The following is an 18,863-nucleotide window of genomic DNA, read 5'->3' on the forward strand; positions in this document are numbered from 1 at the left end:
TTCTTATCGAGCCAACGCGATTTCCTGGCGCGCGATCAGACGCGTCAGTTCTTCATAATCCCGTGCATCCAGAACGGGGCCGGGCTTGCGCACAAATGCCGAACGAATCGCGCCGCGGCGGCGCAACGTTTCCTTGCGCAAGGCCAAGCCGATGCCGTACTGGAACTCATGACGCAGCAACGGCAGATACACGTTGAACAGATCTTCCGCGGCTTCGGATTTCCCCTCGCTAAACAGCCGGCATACCTGAACCAACATCTCGGGAAACGCAAACCCCGTCATCGCGCCATCGGCGCCGCGCAGCATTTCCTGCGGCAGGAACAGTCCGCCATTGCCCACCAGAATACTGATGCGGCGGCGTCCGCCCGCCTCACTGTCCTGCCGGACTTGGCTCAGCTTGCGCATACCGGGAAAGTCCTCGTGCTTGAGCATGACCACCTGCTCGAACTCGTCGATCAGCCGATTGATGACTGATACCGATGTGTGCACACCCGTCGCCTGAGGGAAATCCTGCAGGCAGATCGGTGTGTCTCGCCCCAGTAATTTCGCAATATTGGCGTAGTAACCGTAGACCTGCTCGTCAGTCTTCAGATTGGGGACCGGGGCAACCATGACTCCCGCCGCGCCCAGATCCATTGCCTCCTTGGAGAGCCGTTCGATGTGTCGATTCGACGAATGGCTCACGCCCACCACGACCGGCACTCGGGCATCAACGCGTTTGAGGATGCGTTCCATCACCAGGGTTGTTTCCGCTTCGCTGAGCTTGGGGGCCTCGCCCATCATGCCCAGGATAGTGAAGCCGGTCACGCCTTTCTCAAGATAAAAATCGGTCAGGCTGTCGATGCTATACAGGTCAACCTCACCTTGATCATCAAACGGCGTCGCCGCAATGATGTACACGCCGCTGGCCTGCTCTGTGAGGCGATGCGATTGGGTAGCCATAGGTAGAATCACTCCAAAAAGTCTTGATCAGCCCACTCAGGGCGTAGTTTCCCCACGAGGACGTATCAGTGCGTCCTGAAATTCGTGAATAGTGTCTGTATCGTCTAGCGCGACCGCCTATGCTCCAGCCTACCCAACCAGCGGGTCAGCGGCCACAACAACACCAGATACATCAGCGCCGCGAGCACAATGGGCGACGGGTTATAGAGCAGCGCCTGAGCATCTCTGGCAGAACGCAGCAGCTCCGGGAGCGCCACGACACTGGCGATGGTCGTCAACTTCAACACCTCGATACTGTTACCCACCAGATCAGGCAGCACATTCCGCGCGGCCTGAGGAATCAGGACATAGCAAAGCGCCTGCCAGCGCGCCAGCCCGGTCGAGCGAGCAGCTTCCATCTGCCCTTTCGGTACGCCCTCGAGACCGGCTCGAAACACCTCTGCGTAATAGCTCGCGTTATTCAATACAAAAGCGATGACGACGGCAGTCAGCTTGTCCAGTTCCACCCCGAGGAACGGCCAACCGAAGTAGACCAGTATGAGCAACACCAACGGAGGAAAAGCGCGGAAAAAATCGATATACGCAATCACCGCCCAACGCAGCCATCGGCGGCTGGATTGTGTGACGATCACCGCCAGCACCAGCCCTGATAGGGCGCCAAGCGGAATCACGATGGCCGACAACCATACGGTGGTCCAGAGGCCCTTCATCAAATACGGAAAAACATCCGCATAAAGAGGCAGGTTAAAGAAGTTCTGGATCAGATTTTCCATAGTGTCATCCAGCGCTCAGCATCGAACCCAATTTCTTTCCAGCCATCTGGACAGGATCACCAAAGGCAGGAAAATGACTACGTACGACAAGGCCGCCATCATCAAAGGCGTGGGATTCCCGGACAGGCTGCTTGCGCCTTGCGCCGCATTGAGCAACTCGTTCAGTGACACGACCGATCCCAATGCCGTGTTCTTCGTGATGGAAATGATGCGATTGGTCAGCGTAGGCACGGCACGCCGCAGCGCCTGCGGCAATACGACCCATCGCATCGCGGACCACCATGACAAGCCTGTCGATCGCGCCGCCTCCATCTGGCCATCAGGCAATGACGAGATTCCCGCCCAGACGCTTTCTTCGGCATAAGCAGCCAGCACCAGAGAGAGCGCAAACCACGTCACGAACAATGCCGACAAGGGCAGGCCCACCTCGGGCAGACCGAAATACATCACGATCAGGATCACCAGGGGCGGCAACGACCTCAACACATCGGCAAACGCCACGATCATCAACGTCAGGACGCGGCATTCCAGCGCCCGGAGTATGGCCAGGGCCACACCCAGGACAGTGCCCGTCAGCACCACAGCCAGCCCGGTTCCCAACGTCACCGCCGCGCCGGCAGCGAGTGCCGGCAGATATTGGACGGCAATATCGACGTTGAAAAACGTAAAGAAAAATCCGCTGGACGTCCCCATCAGTGAACGAGCCTGTTTGCGTAGCGAGCCAAAAAGCTGCGGGTTCGTGTTTCTTTTGGATGCTCGAAGATATCGGCCGCGCTGCCTTGCTCTACAACGACCCCGCCATCCATAAAGACGACTTTGTCCGCGACGGCATGCGCAAATGCCATTTCGTGCGTGACCACCAGCATCGTCATGCCGCTTGCCCGCAGCTCTCGCATGACGCCCAACACGTCTTCGACCAGCTCGGGGTCCAGCGCACTGGTCGGCTCATCAAATAAGATGATCTGGGGCGCGAGCGCAATGGCTCGTGCGATGCCGACACGCTGTTGCTGTCCACCCGACAGCTGTGCCGGCATGGCATCTGCCTTATGCCCCAATCCGACGCGCTCCAATGCCGACATGGCGATCTTGCGAGCTTCGTCCGTGCTGTGTTTCTGCACTTTGCACAGCGCCAGCTTGACGTTATCCAACGCATTCAGGTGGGGATACAGATTGAACTGTTGAAACACCATCCCCACATCCTGACGCATCCGGTTGATATCCGTCTTGGGATCCAGCACGTTATGGCCATTGGCTACGATGCGGCCAGAGCTGGGGACTTCCAGCAGATTGCAGCATCGCAACATCGTGCTTTTCCCGGAACCCGAAGGGCCGATCACGCACACGAGTTGCCCTTTATCCACCTGCAGGTCTATGCCGCGCAACACCTCGGTCTGACCATACTGTTTGCACAAACCGGAAATCTCAAGAATGGCATTGGTACTCATGACACACTCCCTCAGTTCAGGTCTGCTGCTCAGGCGCACTTAGGCTGTACCGGCGCGGGGTCGTAGCCTTCCATATCGGGCACGCCCGTTCCCGGCGCGATGCGCACGGCGGCATCTTCTGCCACGGGCTTGAATCCGAACCATTTCTCCGCCAGCTTTGACACCGTTCCATCCTGCTTCATGCATTTCAGGACATTCGATACCTGGAGCCGTCCCTCCTGGTCATCCTTGCGAAATGCCAGTGCCCATACCAGGCCCGTCTTGATGGTGTAGCTGGTCACCATACGCGGGTTCTGCTTCGCCACCCAGGCGACCACGGTTGTTCCCGCCAGATTGAAATCTGCGCGCGATGCCTGCACCGCTTGAACCGCATCCGCATTGCCGCCATAAACGTCGTAGCGAAAACCATATTTCGCGGCGTTGTCGTGTGCCCAGGCCTCGTAATTGGAGCCCTTGTTCACGGCGATCACCTTGCCCTTCAATTGCTCCAGTGACTCGAGGGGCGGCTCATTCTTGCGGCCGAGAAACGTGTAGTCCGTATCCAGGTACCCTTCTGTGAACAACAAGGCCTTCGCGCGTTCCGGTGTCACAGTGACCGGCGCAATCAGGAAATCGTATCGGCGGCTGTTCAGCCCCGGCACCAGCCCGGAAAACTCCGCAGGCTCGATGGTGATTTCACGGCCCAGACGTTTTGCGATCTCTTTGCCGAGATCTACGTTGAACCCTTGCAGCCCGCCACCCAGACTGGCCATGGCGTGCGGCGCGAACGTGGCGTCCACGGCCGTCCGTATAGGTGCGGTTTGCGCAGCGCTCTGATTTGCCACCCCGACCAACAACGAACTTCCGATCAAGCAACTACGAAAAAACAGTTTCAGACCTTGCATGAACATCCCCTTGTTCTGTCAGGAATTCACCGGAATACCGGCTTGTGTGAAACTACTCAGTTGCGGTTGCGGATTTCAGCCCGATAAACTGGCTGAATATCCCGCGGCCTTCGGCAGGCGCGCGGCGGTTCAACACGGGATCGGGACGAGACCTCGCGATGAATTGGCCGCTGCCGCGCTCGACTTGGAGCAGGTTGTCTTTGACGACACAACGCCCGCGGCTGTAGACCTCGACCGGCCAGCCTTGGATTTCCCTGCCTTCATAGGGCGTGTAGCCGACACGGTCGTGCAGCATCTCGGCAGACACCACCGTCTTGCGATTCGGATCCCAAAGCACCAGGTCGGCATCCGCGCCCACAGCGATCGACCCTTTTCGCGGAGCCAGACCGTACATGTGCGCATGATTGGTCGACGTCAAGGCCACGAACTCCTCGGGCGTCAAACGGCCTTTCATCACCCCTTCGGAAAACAGCAGGGGCAAGCGCAACTCGATCCCGGGCACGCCATTGGCCATTTCTTTGAACGTGGTGGCGTCGCCTTTGGGCAGCTTTCCCGACTCGTCAAAACGATAAGGCGCATGGTCAGAGGAATAGACATTCAACGTCCCATCCTTGAAACCTTGCCACACGGCTTCTTGCGACGCCTTGTCTCCAGGAGGCGGGCTGCAGCAGAATTTCGCGCCTTCGAATCCCGGCAAATCAGAGTCTTTCGCCTCGAGAAACAGGTATTGCGGGCAGCTCTCGGCATACACCTGAGCCCCCAAATGCTGCGCCTTGCGAATGATGTCCACAGTCTCGGCGCCTGCAACGTGCACGATAAGCACCGGCACATTGATCAACCGAGACAGCGCGATGGCGCGATGCGTTGCCTCTGATTCCGCCAGCGGATCGTGCGATACCGCATGAAACTTTGGCGCCGTATGGCCGCGCTCCAGCAAGCGGCGTGCGACCCAACGGATCATGTCGTGATTCTCGGCATGCAGCATGACCATCGCCCCACGCTCACCCGCCACTGCCAGCACATCCAGCAGTTGATAGTCATCGAGCTTGAGCTTGTCATAGGTCATGTAGACCTTGAACGAGGTAATGCCTGCATCGATGACGGCGGGCAGATCGTGCATCAACGCCTGTTCGTCGGGGTTGGCCAGGATCAAATGGAATCCGTAGTCGATGACAGCTTTTTCTCTGGCCCGGCGCGAGTAGTCCTCCAGCACATCGGGGATACGGTCATTTCGATGCTGAGCGGCAAAGGACAGAATCGTGGTGGTGCCGCCAAAAGCAGCGGAGACCGTACCGGAGTAAAAATCGTCTGCGCACATCACACCCATGCCGGACAATTGCTCAATGTGCGTATGGCTGTCGATGCCGCCGGGCAGTACCCACAGACCGTCCGCATCCACGTCCTGCTTGCCGGCAGGCAGCCCCTGCCCAATCTCAACGATGACACCGTTGCGCACACCGATATCGGCGAAAAAAGTGCGGTCCGCATTGCTTATCCGCCCGTTGCGGATAGTGAGATCGAATTCGACGGGAGACGTATCTGAAGGCTGCATCGGTGAATGGCTCAGGGAGTTCCAATTGGGAGAATTATTGGACCTCCTTTACCCTTATGCCTATTGCTTCTTTAGCCCCATTGATTAACATGAGGTTAAGGATTTTCAGCCAGCGTAGATGTTTTTCAAGGGAAAACCCTTAATTAATTGGGGAAAATTCGCCCTTTGTTCAAATTTGACTACCCAACGTTGGCATAAGTGTTAACCCTTAATCGCAACCGGCGCCCCTCAGGCCAGCCTCGATACCCCCTCCTATGAAGCTCAATATCCGACAGATCGAAGTGTTTCGTGCCGTGATGATTACCGGGTCCATCCGGGGAGCTTCCGAAATGCTGTTCGTCTCGCAGCCCGCCGTCAGCCGGCTGCTCTCGCACACCGAACAGCGCATCGGTTTTCCGCTATTCAATCGGATCCGCGGACGCCTGCAGGCCACGCTGGAAGCCAAGAAGCTGTTTCATGAAGTCGAGGTCGTATACGAAGGCGTGCAGCGCGTAAACGATATGGCGCGCGAACTGTTTGAACACCAGGAAGGAATTCTCAACATTGTCGCCAGCCCTAGCCTGGGCCAGATGCTCATACCGGTTGCCATTGCCAGCTATCGGCATACGCACCCGCACGTAAAGCTCACGTTCCATTATCTGAATCACAACCCGTTGACCGAACGGTTGCTGAAACGACAGGCGGATCTCGCCGTCACGATCCTCCCCATCAAACACCCCAGTCTGGAACAAGAAGAAATCGCACGCGCGCAATTGGTGTGCATCTGCCCATACAACCATCCGCTGTCACGCAGGGCCGTCCTCGAGATCAAAGACCTGCTGGCGTATCCATTCATCTCGTACGAAAAATCGTCGCCGTTTGGACGCATGGTGCAGGGCATGTTCGAAGAAAGCGAGCTGCCGCTGCGTCCCGTCGTCGAGGTAGGGTCGCCGCAAAATGCGTGTGCGCTTGTCCAAGCGGGCGCAGGCATAGCCCTGGTTGACCAGTTCTCGGCCCGCAGCTGGTCGGCCAGCCGATTTGTCACGCGTCCGATTGCAGAGAGCCCGACCCTGCGGGCTCACTTGGTTCGTCTGCGCGATGAGCCCGTCTCGCAACTATCGCAGTCCTTTATTGACACGCTGAAGGACGTCATTCGGAAAGAAGGACATTCGGGGATCGAGATACCAGGTGCGGAGGCTGTTCTACCGCAATCCTGAACCTGCTGCGCCAATATCGGACCTGGCGGCATGACGACGCCAGCTGCTCCACACAGCGCCAGCAAATAGACGCCTACCGGTCTTTCACCGGCGCCCCCGCAGCCTCCAAGCGCGGCAACATGAGCTTGTATTCCTGTTTGAGGAGCTGGGCATAGTCCTGTCCGCTGAGATAGGCGGGGTCTATGCCCATCTTGCTCAAACCGCTCACAAGATCGGGATTCTTCATCGCCGCTGCCAACGCCTGTTCCAGCCTCGAGCGCACAGATGCAGGCGTTCCCTTCGGTACAGCGACGCCCATCCAGGAACCGATTTCCACATCCACGCCGGCTTCTTTCAAGGTAGGCATGTCCGGCAAGGTCTGCCATCTATCGGGGCTGGCTGACGCCAATAGGCGGACTTTCCCCGACTCTACGAATGGGGTTATCTCTGAAGGAGTCTGGATCACGGCCGCAATCTGCCCCGCAGCTAATGCTGTCACAGCCTCGGTGCCGGACTTATACAGGACTTGCTCCAGATTGGCGCCGGTCTTCTTGGCAATGTCAAAAAAAGCGAGATTATTGGGTGCTCCCGGCGTGCCGAAGAACAGCGGCTGTCCCTTGGCACCGCGTGCGGCTTGCACAAATTCCTGTACCGTCTTGTACGGTGCGTTTGCCTGAACTGCCAATCCATAGCGATATCGACCTGAACCACCGATAAATTCGAAATCGTCAATCGTATAGGGAACATCGATCATATGAGGCGTAATTGATACGGCGGACAGCGTGATAATGCCGAGCGTATAGCCGTCAGGGGGCTGCCGCATTAGATGAGCAGGTCCCAGTGTTGCCTGGGCTCCTGCCTTGTTTTCCACGACGACAGGTTTTTTGAGTTCCTGTTCCAAGGCTTTCGCCAGCAGTCTGGCCGCGACATCGGTGACTCCCCCTGCGCCATAATTTACGATCAGACGCACTTCCCGATCAGGATACGCAGCCGCACAGACCATCGACATCGAAAAACTGATGCACAACCCCGCAAGCAGATATCTCATCCAGCCCATTTTTTGTCTCCTGTTATTGTGGCGCGTCGATCAAAAGCGACGTGCATCGTGCTAGCCCATAAACGAACCACCATTCACATCAAGCACGGCGCCGGTAACAAAGCCAGCCTCCTCCGAGGCCAAGAACGCCACTGCTGCTGCAACGTCCCCCACCGTTCCTAGCCGTCCAACCGGGATGCGAGTCAAATACTGAGCGTTGACGTCAGCGCCTGCCGCATTGGCCATCGGCGTCACGATGCGGCCGGGCGCCACACAGTTCGCCGTCACCCCGTATGGCCCAGCCTCGCCTGCGAGATTGCGCGCCAAGGTCACCAATCCAGCCTTGGACGCCGCATAGTGGCCTCCGGCGACCGTTGACAACGTGCGTGCAGCTTGAGACGAGATATTCACTATCCGTCCATAGCCCAGCTTTCTCATGAACGGCAAGCTGGCCTGAGCACATAGGAAAGCGCCTGTTAAATTGACGTCGATGACCTCGCGCCACTCGGCCACGTCTACCGTTTCCATCGACGCCCGTTTGCCGCCGTGCTTTGGTGATATGCCTGCGTTGTTGACGAGAATATCGACTCTGCCAAATCGATCGGCGATGGCGCGAAAAGCCAATGCAACGGCCTCACTGTCAGCCACGCTGCCCGAGACAGCCAATGACCGCTGCCCATTCGCGTCCAGCTCATCTTGTGCCCGGCGCGTCTGTGTTTCGTCCACATCCCACAACACGACAGAAGCGCCCTCGGCATAAAAGCGCTGTGCGACGGCATATCCGATCCCCTGGCGGGCCCCAGTCACGATCGCCACTCGGCCCTCGAAACGAGCTTTCATGATGTCTATTCCCATAGCTACACCGTGGCCACGGGAGTAAGAGGAGAACCGAACGAGCCCGGCAACCGCAACGGCGGGCTGGTCAGCATGAAATGATGCCGGTTATTGGCGCGCAGCCATCGCGCAAGTGGCGTGAGATACCAGAGTTCGCCCAGATGGATGCCCAACCGGAACAAACAGACCTGGTGCAGCGGCAACCCCTCGCAATGATCACAACCCTGGTGATCATAGGGATAGGCCTCGACAGCAAAATTATCCGCAATCAAGACAGAGATACCGCTATCCTCTATCCATTGCGCAAGCCGCTTGTCGCGACCGTCCAGCACCGCGCATGAATGATGCAATACATGCGGATCCGGATCGCCTTTCATATCGACGAGTTTCTGAGCAAATCCCGTATGCAGGCACAACATATCGCCAGGAGCGACATCGACTTTATCCGTATCGATCACCCGCTTTAACATTTCATAATCGACAAGCGTCCGTGCATCGCCATAGTGCGCATGCAGATCTATCAATACGCCCCTGCCCTGAACGCAAGTCTCGGCCATCTTCTCGATGCCCAATCGGTGTGCATACGCCGGCTCGGCTGACTGCGGCGGCTTGATGTGTTCGTCCGCGCGAAAGCCGTTGTAGTACATCGGCTGCGCAGTGCCATCACCCTGCGAATCGAAATATTGGCCCACGTGAGACAACGCGTCCCATTGCGTCGAATACTGAGTAAACAGCGTGACCGAGTCATCGCTGGAACAATCCACATAACGGCTATCTTCCAGCTTCAGCGGGTAATTGACGCTGGGCTTGCCTTGTTTTCGAGTGGCCACGTGACGTTGCGGCGGGTGCCGGTTCGGATTCAGCGCCGTCCCGCCGGGCAAATCCAATGGCAGGCTCAGGCAGAACGCAATCCCCTCGCGGATTTCCCGGGCAGCCGCCAGGCGCTTTTCGGGCGTGAGGAGATTCAATCGCCCCAGTTCATCGTCCTCGCCATAATCCCCCCAGTTCGAACCGGGTGGACGTACTTTCCAACGCTTCGACATTTCCTTGCACTCCTGTTGTAAGTAGCGCTTGCCCCCCCGCGTCAAGGACGCAGGATGACTTTCGACACTTCTCGATTTCGACAAAGGTCAAAGCCCACCAATCCGTCGGACAAAGGCATTTCGCGCGAGATCATGGCCCGCACACTATCCGGCTCGTTCGCAATTCTGTGTGCGACGGCATGCCAGGAGGGACGGCGCGACGCGTGCGCCCCCCGTATTTGCTGACGATTTCGGACTAATGACGTCACATCGAACATGGCTTGTTCCTCGTGGATTCCCGCGCAGACCAGCACACCCTCTTTACGCAGCAGACCCAACCCATCGCCGACACTGGAGGCACGCCCCGTCGCTTCCAACACCACGTCAGCCAGTCGATTCCCGGTGAGCGCCATCACCGCGGACTTGAGATCCGGCGTCTCGTCCAGATCAATGACGTGGGTCGCCCCCACCTGCAATGCCGTCTTTAACCGGGACTCATCACCTTTCCCCACCACGATGACCTGGGATGCCCCCCGCCATCGGGCGCATCGTGCAATAGCCTGGCCGATGGTCCCCGGTCCCAGTACGACCACGGTGTCCCCCATGGACACTGCGCCAATCTGCGCGGCGTTATCTCCCACACTCAGCGGCTCCATGAGCGCGGCCAGCGCCATATCGATGTTCTCAGGCAATCGAATGCAACTGACGGAGGGCACACGGACATAGCGTGCAAACGCACCGTCCCGAGTCAGCCCCACCGTGCTTCGCTGCATACACCGCTGTGGATATCCAGCAAGGCAATGCTCGCATCTCATACAACTGGTGCTCGGAATTATCGCCACCAGATCGCCAATCTTCGAACTGGAAACATCGGCCCCTATATTGACCACGCGCCCAGAGAACTCATGCCCTAGCGTGACGGGAAGACGCTCGCGCATGAACTCATAGTTAGCACCCCAGTCGTACACATGGAGATCAGAACCGCAGATTCCCACTGCAGCGACCTCGACCAAGACCTCATCTGGCTGCAGGTCGCAAGGCTCCTCCACGTGCTCCAGATTGAGTCCTTGTACAGGTGCCGTTTTTCTCAACGCGAGCATGGCGACTCCTCATCTTTCAAAGTATTGATCGAACGAATGTCCTCTCGGCAACGATCGTCCTATTTGCCCACGTCCGCGCGTTTTCCCCACTCTGGCAGAGGCATGGTGATATTGCTCGTCACTCCAAACTCCGGCGGGTAAATCGTTCGGATTTGCCGCTCTTGCCACTGATCTATCATCGGAAAGGCACGCGTGTTGTTCCCCGTCTGAGGGTCGAATTTCAACCCCCAACCCACGATCGTCGAGCCTACGGGTTTATCCAGCGCGAGGAATGCCGCCCGTACTTTTTCCGGATCCGTACCTCCGGCGGCAGGCAATATTTCAGACAGCAGCACCCACATGGCGTTGAAACCCATCGCAGAATGCGCCGACGGTTTACGCTGAAACTTCTTTTCGTAGGCGGAATGAAAGTCCTTGAACAGCTGTGCCGCCTCGGGGCTCAACCCGCTCGGATTGAAATAGGCGGACGTGCCAGCATTGAACAGTCCGTTGACATCATCACCCAAGGCCTCGGCAAAATCGGGAATATTATGGGCGCCGCCGTTGCCGATCAACGCCTTCAGTTCCAGCTTGGCTTCACGCGCCTGGCGCCAGAAAAGAATGCCATCAGGGGTATAGGAACACGCAATGACGATGTCCGGCTTGGCGGACTTGAAGCGCTGTACCACCGATGAAAGGTCAGTCGTTTTGTAGCTATAGCTGGCAGTATCCACCACCTGCACGCCCTTATCCTGCAGCCACTTCTTCGCCCCTTCGGCAACGGCCGTACCATAGGAGCTGTCCTCGTTCATGATCGCCACGCGGGCATCTTTCAGCGAGATATTGAGTTTAGGCAGAATGATGTCTGTCGCATACTTGGCGCCCCCGCGGCCCAGCTCCGTAGCGGGGTAGATAAAGCGGAAAAGATTCTTGAAACCCCGCTTGGTAATGTCATCCGCGACAGCGCCTTGCTCGACATAAATGACACCATTTCGTTCGGCGACCTGGCTGGCGGCAAATGAGATCGAACTCGCGTATGACCCGACAATCACCTGCACTCTGTCCCGTGTAATCAGCCGTGTGGCCTGCGACGCAGCCTCGTTCGATCCAGGCACATCACTGGTCGCAAATACGATTTTTTCGCCGTTCACGCCGCCTTTGTCGTTCACCATATCTCTGGCGAGCTCAAAGCCGCGATTGACATCATTCCCCAGCGACGACAGCGGACCGGTCAGCGGCAATAACACGCCGATTTTTACATCCGCTACGGCATTGGCCGACGCTGCCACCATGAGCATGCCCAAGCCAAGACGGATTCTTTTATGTATGTTCATATCTCCTCCTTCTGGCGATTGACCCTCGCCTCTATGTTCGACTACATGCCCAGATAGGCCTTTCTGACTTCTGGATTTCCCATCAGCTCATCGCTGCTGCCCGATAGCACGACCCGGCCATGCTTGATGACGTAGCCCCGGTCGGCCGCTTTGATAGCCTGCCGTACGTTCTGCTCGACCAACAGCACGGTCGTACCCAACTGCCTGATCTGCGCAATGGCCTCGTAAACCTTGGAGACGATGACGGGCGCCAGCCCAAGCGACACCTCGTCGACCATCAGCAATCTGGGCTTTGACATCAGGCCCCTGCCAATCGCACACATCTGTTGCTCGCCACCCGACAGCGTGCCGGCGAGCTGAGACTCGCGTTGTTTGAGCACGGGGAATAACTGAAATATCGTTTCCAGTGTTGCGTCGCGCTGGTCTCTCGCTCGCGGGCTGTAAGCGCCAAGTTCCAGATTTGTTCGCACGGATAATCGCGGAAACAGACGCCGTCCTTCAGGGACATACACCAGCCCCTGTTCGACTGCCTCGTGCGTCGCCAGGGGGCTCAGGCTTTTCCCTCCGAACTTGAGGTTTCCACGGCTTGCCGGCATGAGCTTTGCGACCGTGCGCATCAACGTTGTCTTTCCCGCGCCGTTAGAGCCGACAATTGCCACCACCTCGCCTTCGTCGACATGCATATCGACACCGAACAGCACTTCCGTATCGCCGTAGGATGCATGCACATCTTGCACTTCAAGCAACGGCATAGCCATCTCCCAGGTACGAGCGGACGACCTCGGGCTGGCTCAGCACCTCACGTGGCAAGCCATCTGCGATTTTTCGCCCCTGGTCCATGACAATGACCCGATCGGCAATATTAAGAACAGCGTCGATATTGTGTTCGACCAGCAGAATGGTCATGCCCCCTGCACGCAACTCTCGAATCATGTCGAGCAATCCGTTCACCTCTGACAGATTCAGCCCCGCCATGACTTCATCCAACAACAGCACGAGAGGTTCGGTGGCCAAGGCTCTGGCGACTTCCAGGCGTTTTTTCCCGCTGATGGTCAATGTGGTGCAGACTTGGTCTTCGCGCCCTGCCAAACCGACGCGTGCCAGCACATCCCTGGCCTTGATGCGGGCTAGATGGATTGATGAGCCACGGCACAAGCCAGCAACCAAGACGGTATCCAGCACAGTCATTGAGGTAAACAACTGCGGGATCTGGTAGGTTCTGGCCAGGCCGGCCAGACACGTGGCGGCGCTGCCTTGATGAGGTAAATCGCGACCGTCGAATACGACCTCGCCGCCATCTCTCGGCATCGCTCCCGCAATCAAATTGAATAGCGTGGTTTTTCCCGCGCCGTTAGGCCCGATGAGCGCCACGATCTCGGCCTCGGCAACCGACAGGCTGACTTCGTTCACTGCAGTCAAACCACCAAACCGCTTCGATAGATTTTTAACCTCGAGCATGCTGGCCTCCGTACCGGCGGCGTTTGGCGCGCCAGTCTTTCCAGGCTCCCACGACGCCCTGAGGTAGCAGCATGACGATTACCACCAACAACGCGCCGTATACCACCAGATGAGCGCCCGCCCCCGCCGAGCCCAGCCAATCCCTCAGGAACTCCTGCAACGGCATGGTGACAGCTGCTCCGAGCAATGGCCCCCACAGCGTGCCTATCCCCCCTAATATGGACATCAACGCCAGATCGATGGAGATAGTCGTGTTGAACACCGTGCTGGGTTCGATATAAAGCACATATTGCGCCATCAACGTGCCCCCCAGCGACGTAAAGGCCGCGCTGATCAGAAATGCAATGAGCTTGTATCGCCGCAGATCTATACCCACAGCCTGCGCTGCGTCTTCGTTATCGCGCAACGCTTGCAGATAGTAGCCAGCCCGGCTGCGAGAAACGGCATAACAGACGGCGACGACGACCAGCAAAAATATGCCTGCCATCAACGCATAACTGCGTGGCTCAGAAAAAATCATGCGGGCGAGACCGGGCTTGTAGTCAATGCTGATACCGTACGGAATATCAGCAATGCGGCGGTACCACAACAGCACAATGCGTACAGTTTCGCCAACGGCGATTGTCGCCATCGCGAAGAACACGCCACGCAGCCGAAACACGGGGTACGAAATCAGGAAAGCCAGCGCCATCGAGATCGCCATGCCACCCAGCGCGCCTAGCCAGGGAGAAACACCCGCCATCGTGTAGAGCAGCGTCGAACTGTATGCCCCGATCCCAAAGAACGCCGTATGCCCCAGAGAGAACTGCCCCGCATAACCGCCAAGAAGATTCCAGGCCGAGGCCAAACCACCATATAGAAGAATAAGAAACAGCAGATTCAGATAAAACCTGTCCGCCACCAAAAACGGCAGACCGATCGCAATCGCAACAAGCAAGACAGCGCCCAGCGCATCGCCATCACGGTAATCAATGCGATGTAACGTCATTTGAGGCCCTCTTTCTCGGCACCACCCACGCCAAATAGCCCATTTGGCAGAAAGGCCAGCAACACAATCAACAGGACGAAGTGCGTCGCCTCTTTCAAGTCGGGTTCCAGATATCCGACCAGCGTTTCAATCACTCCCAATATCAATCCGCCCGCGACCGTTCCGGCGACGTTGCCTAAACCTCCCAGCACGACGGCGACAAACGAAATCAGAACAAAGCTCGATCCCACGGTCGGAAAGGCATAGAAACTGGGGACCAGAACACCTCCCGCCAACACCGTCAGGCCGATACCGAGCGCGAACGCAATCGTCAAGACTTTATTGACATCGATGCCGACCAACCGGGCAGCGGACAGGTCCTGCGATACCGCCTCAATGGCGCGGCCGGTATAGGTGCGCTTCATGAAGAGCAGAGTGAGGACCATGGCCACGACGGCAAAAAGGAACGACACCAGACGTGTAGTACTGACGTAGCCGCCCAGAAAGGGTATGGACTCCCAATCGGCCGTAAAGACCTTCACCGTCAAGAAATCCGCCGAAAACAACATCAGCGCGAGGTTCTGCAACACGATGGACAAGCCCAATGTGGCAAACACCTGCGTCATCTCGGTCTTGTAGATGGTGTAGCGAATCAAACAGCGATAGAAAACCCAACCTATCGCCGCCCCGAACACGAGGATCACTGGCGCTCCGGCGTACGGATTCAATCCGGTCAGCTTCCACAGCCAATATGCCGCGTACATGCCAATCATCAAGAACTCGCCATGAGCGAAGTTGACGACCTTGGCCACACCAAAAATCAGATTTAACCCCATCGCACCCAGGGCATAGACGCCGCCTAGCAGTACGCCAGAGATCAGTAGTTGCAGAACCGTTTCCATTCACCCTCCGCAGTGGGGCACACTTTTGCAGTGGATGAAATCAGTTGGACTCGTACCACGTCACCGGTGGAAAGGCATTGGGGTCGGTAATGACGTCGATGAGGGTCACCGTATCTGACGACATGGCTCGGTCCAAGGCGGCGCCGAGATCCTCTGCTTTTTCCACGCGGATACCCTCGGCACCTACCGCCCGGGCGATAGCGGCATGATCAACGGGGCTGAACTCGCAGGCGCTGGTGTATTCGCCGAACTTGATATTTTCCGCATGCTTTTGATAGCCCAGAATCTGATTATTCAGCACGACCAGCACCACGGGCAGTTTCATACGTACGGCGGTTTCGAGCTCTGCCCACGCATGGGCGAAACCGCCATCACCGACGACGCAGAATATCGGCGCTTGCGGCCGAGCCACGCGTACGCCCAACGCCATGGGGAACCCCCATCCTAGGCCTGCCAGCCCCCGGGGGGTAATGAACCGGCTGCCGGCTGCGCGCGCGCGCATATAGTTGGCGATCCAGATTGACGAGTAACTGGCATCGGCCACCACGACCGATTCGGCTGTCAATCGTTTGTCGATCTCGCGCATGATGCGCTCCGGGCGCATGGGCGCAGAGTCACTGCCTATGAGCGAGGCGACTTGTTCTTCGTGCTGTTCCCGGCCACGTTTAATCGCCGATTCGACCTCTGCACGTGCTTGCCTTCTGGCGGAGGTATCGACCGTGGCAAGCTGATCGCATAGTGCCTCCAAGGTGGTACGAGCGTCGCCGGTCAGCCGCAATGCCTCATAGTTCCGGCCGATTTCCTGGGCATCTACATCAATGTGGATGAACCGCGCACCCGACGGATAGAGTTTCCAGGAGTCGGTGCCATTCTGATTGGTGCGATTCCCGACCAATAGCACGACGTCAGCATCCGAGATCAAATGGCGCATGTATCGGGCAGAGCCATTCTCGCCCATAAAGTACGAAGCCACGCCGATCGACAAGGGATGTGTCTCGTCCACGCCGCCCTTGCCCATCACGGTGGTCGCAACAGGCAGGCTGTACTGTTCCTGCAGGCGAGCCAAGGCCTGTGCTGCGCCTGACAAATGTACGCCTCCGCCCGCAATCACTACCGGGCGCTGCGCTGAAGCCAGCAACTCGGCCGCCGCCTTCAGGGAGTCACTATGCGGGAGGGACCGGTCTAGCGGGAACTGCCCCAGGTTCGCCTTGCGGGCGGCACTTGCCGGTGCGGGCTCCAGCAACAAATCGGCTGGCAATAGCAGAACCGCCGGACCAGGACGGCCACCGCAGGCTGCCGTGAAAGCCATATCCAGGTAGTCATCAATCCGACTGGCCTCGGTCACTCGCCTGACCCATTTGGTGACCGGACGGAACATCGATTCATGGTCCAGTTCCTGGAACGCATTCTTGTCCGTCTGGTCTCTGGAGACCTCCTGGACCAGGGCAATGACTGGCACGGAAACCTTGAGAGCCTCGGCCAGTGGTGCCACCAGCAACGCGGCGGCCGGGCCGTTTTGCGCCGTCACGATGCCCACTTTTCCCGTGACGCGCGCATAGGCGTCAGCCATATAGCCGCCTGTATTTTCCTGGCGATAGGCGATCTGCTTGATCCCGAACTCCCGCCCTGCCAGATGCACCAGCGACGGCAGGCTTTGGCCAAACAGGCACGTCACGCCGTGCCGCTTCAGCCCCTCTGCCAGTCGATGCGCCACGGTGCCTTGATACAAAAGCCCGCGCGAAACCAATGCATTGCCTGCCGCCGATGCCGCCATGAGAGTTGTCTCCGAGTCAGTGTTGTGGTGTTTTTTTAAGTATTTTATAAAATATAATTTACGTCAACACTTCTTTCGAAATATCGTCGAGCAGTCTGAGTACCCGTGTGGATGTGGTATGAAGCAGTACTGACAAGACAACCCACCCTATGCGACTAGTCGACCCCACCTCCCCCTCGGAACAGCCAGACAGTCTGTCCGCGGCTCGAATCAGCCACTCCAATCTGTCATCGAAGGTCTATCAAGCACTGCGATCGTCGTTGGCGATCGGAGAATTAATGCCGGGCCAGAAATTGACCGGCCGGATGCTCTCCGAAAAGTTGGGCGTCAGCCAGACGCCCGTGCGTGAAGCCATGCTGCAGTTGGTAGCGGAGCGGGCATTGACGATGAACATCAATCGTTCCGTCACCGTGCCGACGCTATCACGCGAAAAGTTCGTGGAACTGCGCGACATGCGTGTCGCGCTAGAGGGCTTGGCGGCTCGCTGCGCGGCAGAGCACGTCCAGACGCAGCACATCACCGCGCTAAAGGCCCTGCACAAGAGAATGATTGCGGCCAAGCGAGAGGGCCAGTACTCGACCACCTTGCGATTGAATCGGGAAATTCACTTCGGCGTATACGAACTGAGTCAACGCGAAGAACTCGTGGCGATGATCGAATCGCTATGGGTGCGCACGGGTCCCTACCTCAACCTGATCTACAAGAATGTCGATCCCAGTAAAATCGAACCTCACGAGCACGAAGCCTTGTTTTCAGCACTAAAAGCCCGCGACCCGCAGGCGTGCGAGGCCAGCATCGTGCGCGACATCATCGAAGGCGGACGCCCCATTCTCGACCACCTGCTCACATCGACCGACACCGGCGGTTAGACAGGCAGGCTTGGCAATTACTTTCGTATCACTGCTCTCGAATCAGCGTCGTTGAAAACTCATACCGCCCTGCGGGATGATAAGAACACGACGCCTCGACCAATTGACCGGCCTGATCCTTGTACTGCCTGCGAATCAACAGGCCAGGAGAGTCGGCCGGCACTGCCAGCTCCTTTGCGACCGACGCCGGAATCGCCACTGCCGAAATCGTCTGCTCAACCGACGCAATGCGGCGACCGTAATGTTCTTCGATCAACTCAGAGACCAATCGATCTGGATGTTCGCGAGCGAGCTTGCGAACGCCTTTATAGTGAGCATCGACATAAAGATCCGTCCACGCCACCGGTGGCGCGCCGTCAACGCCGCGTGTCGATGAAAACTTCAACCATCGCGTCCCTGGCCCCACGCCCAGATAAGCGGCTAGTTCCACGTCCACCACGACTTCCTGAACCTGCTTGATCGTCCGGGGGCTGCGCACCGCCAGCTGTACGAGATCTTCCAGCGAGCTCAAGGACTGACTGAAACCCGCCTTCGGTCTAGCCGCAATCACCACCGTTCCACTCCCGCGACGGCGCGCGATCAATCCCAGATCCTGTAACTGACGCAGCGCAGCGCGCACCGTATGGCGGCTGGCGTCGAACTGCTCGGTCAACGTGTGCTCGGCAGGCAGCACTGTGCCCACGGGATACACGCCATTTGCGATCAACCGTGCGAGTTCTTCTGAGATGCGGGTGTACAGCGTAATTGACATGGCGGCGGGAAAGTCAGCAACAACCTCCATTCTATCTGCTGCCCCAGATGCCACCCCGTTACGGGT

At 57.8% G+C, this 18,863-nt stretch carries 19 protein-coding genes; 2 read left to right on the forward strand and 17 right to left on the reverse strand.

Annotated elements, in window-relative coordinates:
• Window positions 1–3: 3 nt before the first annotated feature.
• The 6 genes from ACYVIT_RS19195 to hydA form a co-directional block, all read right to left on the reverse strand.
• The gene (locus ACYVIT_RS19195; RefSeq protein ID WP_415804080.1) at window positions 4–942 is read right to left on the reverse strand and encodes a dihydrodipicolinate synthase family protein; all 939 of its coding nucleotides are present in this window, start codon (window positions 940–942) and stop codon (window positions 4–6) included.
• 104 nt (window positions 943–1,046) lie between these two features.
• On the reverse strand, window positions 1,047–1,715 hold the full coding sequence (locus tag ACYVIT_RS19200) for an amino acid ABC transporter permease (RefSeq protein WP_415804081.1): 669 nt from the start codon (window positions 1,713–1,715) through the stop codon (window positions 1,047–1,049).
• 15 nt (window positions 1,716–1,730) lie between these two features.
• On the reverse strand, window positions 1,731–2,408 hold the full coding sequence (locus tag ACYVIT_RS19205) for an amino acid ABC transporter permease (protein WP_415804082.1): 678 nt from the start codon (window positions 2,406–2,408) through the stop codon (window positions 1,731–1,733).
• Window positions 2,408–3,160 carry an amino acid ABC transporter ATP-binding protein gene (locus ACYVIT_RS19210; protein ID WP_415804083.1) on the reverse strand — a complete coding sequence of 251 codons (753 nt, stop codon included), beginning with the start codon at window positions 3,158–3,160 and terminating at the stop codon, window positions 2,408–2,410. Before ACYVIT_RS19210 ends, ACYVIT_RS19205 begins: the two co-directional genes overlap by 1 nt.
• A gap of 29 nt (window positions 3,161–3,189) precedes the next feature.
• Window positions 3,190–4,044 (reverse strand): transporter substrate-binding domain-containing protein, encoded by an 855-nt coding sequence (locus tag ACYVIT_RS19215; RefSeq protein ID WP_415804084.1) that lies wholly within the window; start codon window positions 4,042–4,044, stop codon window positions 3,190–3,192.
• A 52-nt stretch (window positions 4,045–4,096) separates the two neighbouring features.
• Complete coding sequence (gene hydA / locus ACYVIT_RS19220) at window positions 4,097–5,596, reverse strand: dihydropyrimidinase (protein ID WP_415804085.1); 1,500 nt, start codon at window positions 5,594–5,596, stop codon at window positions 4,097–4,099.
• Window positions 5,597–5,850: 254 nt separating this feature from the next.
• On the opposite strand from hydA, the gene ACYVIT_RS19225 reads away from it, so the two are divergent.
• Window positions 5,851–6,792, forward strand: a complete 942-nt coding sequence (locus ACYVIT_RS19225) for a LysR family transcriptional regulator (RefSeq protein WP_415804086.1) — start codon at window positions 5,851–5,853, stop codon at window positions 6,790–6,792.
• Between the two features lie 73 nt (window positions 6,793–6,865).
• On the opposite strand, the gene ACYVIT_RS19230 is transcribed toward ACYVIT_RS19225, so the two are convergent.
• From ACYVIT_RS19230 to ACYVIT_RS19275, 10 genes are read right to left on the reverse strand one after another with little or no spacing between them, the layout of a single operon-like run.
• Window positions 6,866–7,828: a tripartite tricarboxylate transporter substrate binding protein gene (locus tag ACYVIT_RS19230; RefSeq protein WP_415804087.1), complete on the reverse strand. Its 963-nt coding sequence runs from the start codon at window positions 7,826–7,828 to the stop codon at window positions 6,866–6,868.
• A 51-nt stretch (window positions 7,829–7,879) separates the two neighbouring features.
• Window positions 7,880–8,647, reverse strand: a complete 768-nt coding sequence (locus tag ACYVIT_RS19235) for an SDR family oxidoreductase (protein ID WP_415804088.1) — start codon at window positions 8,645–8,647, stop codon at window positions 7,880–7,882.
• A 17-nt stretch (window positions 8,648–8,664) separates the two neighbouring features.
• A complete protein-coding gene (locus tag ACYVIT_RS19240) occupies window positions 8,665–9,684 on the reverse strand; it encodes a cyclase family protein (protein WP_415804089.1) in 1,020 nt (339 codons plus the stop codon).
• Window positions 9,685–9,725: 41 nt separating this feature from the next.
• Window positions 9,726–10,763 (reverse strand): zinc-dependent alcohol dehydrogenase, encoded by a 1,038-nt coding sequence (locus ACYVIT_RS19245; RefSeq protein ID WP_415804090.1) that lies wholly within the window; start codon window positions 10,761–10,763, stop codon window positions 9,726–9,728.
• Between the two features lie 59 nt (window positions 10,764–10,822).
• Window positions 10,823–12,076: an ABC transporter substrate-binding protein gene (locus ACYVIT_RS19250; RefSeq protein WP_415804091.1), complete on the reverse strand. Its 1,254-nt coding sequence runs from the start codon at window positions 12,074–12,076 to the stop codon at window positions 10,823–10,825.
• 41 nt (window positions 12,077–12,117) lie between these two features.
• Window positions 12,118–12,828 carry an ABC transporter ATP-binding protein gene (locus ACYVIT_RS19255; protein ID WP_415804092.1) on the reverse strand — a complete coding sequence of 237 codons (711 nt, stop codon included), beginning with the start codon at window positions 12,826–12,828 and terminating at the stop codon, window positions 12,118–12,120.
• Window positions 12,815–13,534 carry an ABC transporter ATP-binding protein gene (locus ACYVIT_RS19260; RefSeq protein ID WP_415804093.1) on the reverse strand — a complete coding sequence of 240 codons (720 nt, stop codon included), beginning with the start codon at window positions 13,532–13,534 and terminating at the stop codon, window positions 12,815–12,817. The genes ACYVIT_RS19255 and ACYVIT_RS19260 overlap by 14 nt, the downstream gene beginning before the upstream one ends.
• Entirely contained in the window at window positions 13,521–14,522 is a 1,002-nt protein-coding gene (locus ACYVIT_RS19265) for a branched-chain amino acid ABC transporter permease (RefSeq protein ID WP_415804094.1), read from the reverse strand. Before ACYVIT_RS19265 ends, ACYVIT_RS19260 begins: the two co-directional genes overlap by 14 nt.
• Complete coding sequence (locus ACYVIT_RS19270) at window positions 14,519–15,403, reverse strand: branched-chain amino acid ABC transporter permease (protein WP_415804095.1); 885 nt, start codon at window positions 15,401–15,403, stop codon at window positions 14,519–14,521. Before ACYVIT_RS19270 ends, ACYVIT_RS19265 begins: the two co-directional genes overlap by 4 nt.
• Before the next feature lie 40 nt (window positions 15,404–15,443).
• Entirely contained in the window at window positions 15,444–17,177 is a 1,734-nt protein-coding gene (locus ACYVIT_RS19275; RefSeq protein WP_415804096.1) for an acetolactate synthase catalytic subunit, read from the reverse strand.
• A gap of 149 nt (window positions 17,178–17,326) precedes the next feature.
• On the opposite strand from ACYVIT_RS19275, the gene ACYVIT_RS19280 reads away from it, so the two are divergent.
• On the forward strand, window positions 17,327–18,046 hold the full coding sequence (locus tag ACYVIT_RS19280) for a GntR family transcriptional regulator (protein WP_415804097.1): 720 nt from the start codon (window positions 17,327–17,329) through the stop codon (window positions 18,044–18,046).
• A 28-nt stretch (window positions 18,047–18,074) separates the two neighbouring features.
• On the opposite strand, the gene ACYVIT_RS19285 is transcribed toward ACYVIT_RS19280, so the two are convergent.
• Window positions 18,075–18,827, reverse strand: coding sequence for a GntR family transcriptional regulator (locus tag ACYVIT_RS19285; protein WP_415804098.1), 753 nt, complete (start codon window positions 18,825–18,827; stop codon window positions 18,075–18,077).
• Window positions 18,828–18,863 lie beyond the last annotated feature (36 nt).

The sequence above is a fragment of the Bordetella muralis genome, from assembly GCF_054781015.1.

Excerpts from the sequence above, each read along its gene's own strand:
- ACYVIT_RS19195 (WP_415804080.1), bottom strand. The coding sequence starts at position 942 with ATGGCTACCCAATCGCATCGCCTCACAGAGCAGGCCAGCGGCGTGTAC.
- ACYVIT_RS19200 (WP_415804081.1), bottom strand. The coding sequence starts at position 1,715 with ATGGAAAATCTGATCCAGAACTTCTTTAACCTGCCTCTTTATGCGGAT.
- ACYVIT_RS19205 (WP_415804082.1), bottom strand. The coding sequence starts at position 2,408 with ATGGGGACGTCCAGCGGATTTTTCTTTACGTTTTTCAACGTCGATATT.
- ACYVIT_RS19210 (WP_415804083.1), bottom strand. The coding sequence starts at position 3,160 with ATGAGTACCAATGCCATTCTTGAGATTTCCGGTTTGTGCAAACAGTAT.
- ACYVIT_RS19215 (WP_415804084.1), bottom strand. The coding sequence starts at position 4,044 with ATGCAAGGTCTGAAACTGTTTTTTCGTAGTTGCTTGATCGGAAGTTCG.
- hydA (WP_415804085.1), bottom strand. The coding sequence starts at position 5,596 with ATGCAGCCTTCAGATACGTCTCCCGTCGAATTCGATCTCACTATCCGC.
- ACYVIT_RS19225 (WP_415804086.1), top strand. The coding sequence starts at position 5,851 with ATGAAGCTCAATATCCGACAGATCGAAGTGTTTCGTGCCGTGATGATT.
- ACYVIT_RS19230 (WP_415804087.1), bottom strand. The coding sequence starts at position 7,828 with ATGGGCTGGATGAGATATCTGCTTGCGGGGTTGTGCATCAGTTTTTCG.
- ACYVIT_RS19235 (WP_415804088.1), bottom strand. The coding sequence starts at position 8,647 with ATGAAAGCTCGTTTCGAGGGCCGAGTGGCGATCGTGACTGGGGCCCGC.
- ACYVIT_RS19240 (WP_415804089.1), bottom strand. The coding sequence starts at position 9,684 with ATGTCGAAGCGTTGGAAAGTACGTCCACCCGGTTCGAACTGGGGGGAT.
- ACYVIT_RS19245 (WP_415804090.1), bottom strand. The coding sequence starts at position 10,763 with ATGCTCGCGTTGAGAAAAACGGCACCTGTACAAGGACTCAATCTGGAG.
- ACYVIT_RS19250 (WP_415804091.1), bottom strand. The coding sequence starts at position 12,076 with ATGAACATACATAAAAGAATCCGTCTTGGCTTGGGCATGCTCATGGTG.
- ACYVIT_RS19255 (WP_415804092.1), bottom strand. The coding sequence starts at position 12,828 with ATGCCGTTGCTTGAAGTGCAAGATGTGCATGCATCCTACGGCGATACG.
- ACYVIT_RS19260 (WP_415804093.1), bottom strand. The coding sequence starts at position 13,534 with ATGCTCGAGGTTAAAAATCTATCGAAGCGGTTTGGTGGTTTGACTGCA.
- ACYVIT_RS19265 (WP_415804094.1), bottom strand. The coding sequence starts at position 14,522 with ATGACGTTACATCGCATTGATTACCGTGATGGCGATGCGCTGGGCGCT.
- ACYVIT_RS19270 (WP_415804095.1), bottom strand. The coding sequence starts at position 15,403 with ATGGAAACGGTTCTGCAACTACTGATCTCTGGCGTACTGCTAGGCGGC.
- ACYVIT_RS19275 (WP_415804096.1), bottom strand. The coding sequence starts at position 17,177 with ATGGCGGCATCGGCGGCAGGCAATGCATTGGTTTCGCGCGGGCTTTTG.
- ACYVIT_RS19280 (WP_415804097.1), top strand. The coding sequence starts at position 17,327 with ATGCGACTAGTCGACCCCACCTCCCCCTCGGAACAGCCAGACAGTCTG.
- ACYVIT_RS19285 (WP_415804098.1), bottom strand. The coding sequence starts at position 18,827 with ATGGAGGTTGTTGCTGACTTTCCCGCCGCCATGTCAATTACGCTGTAC.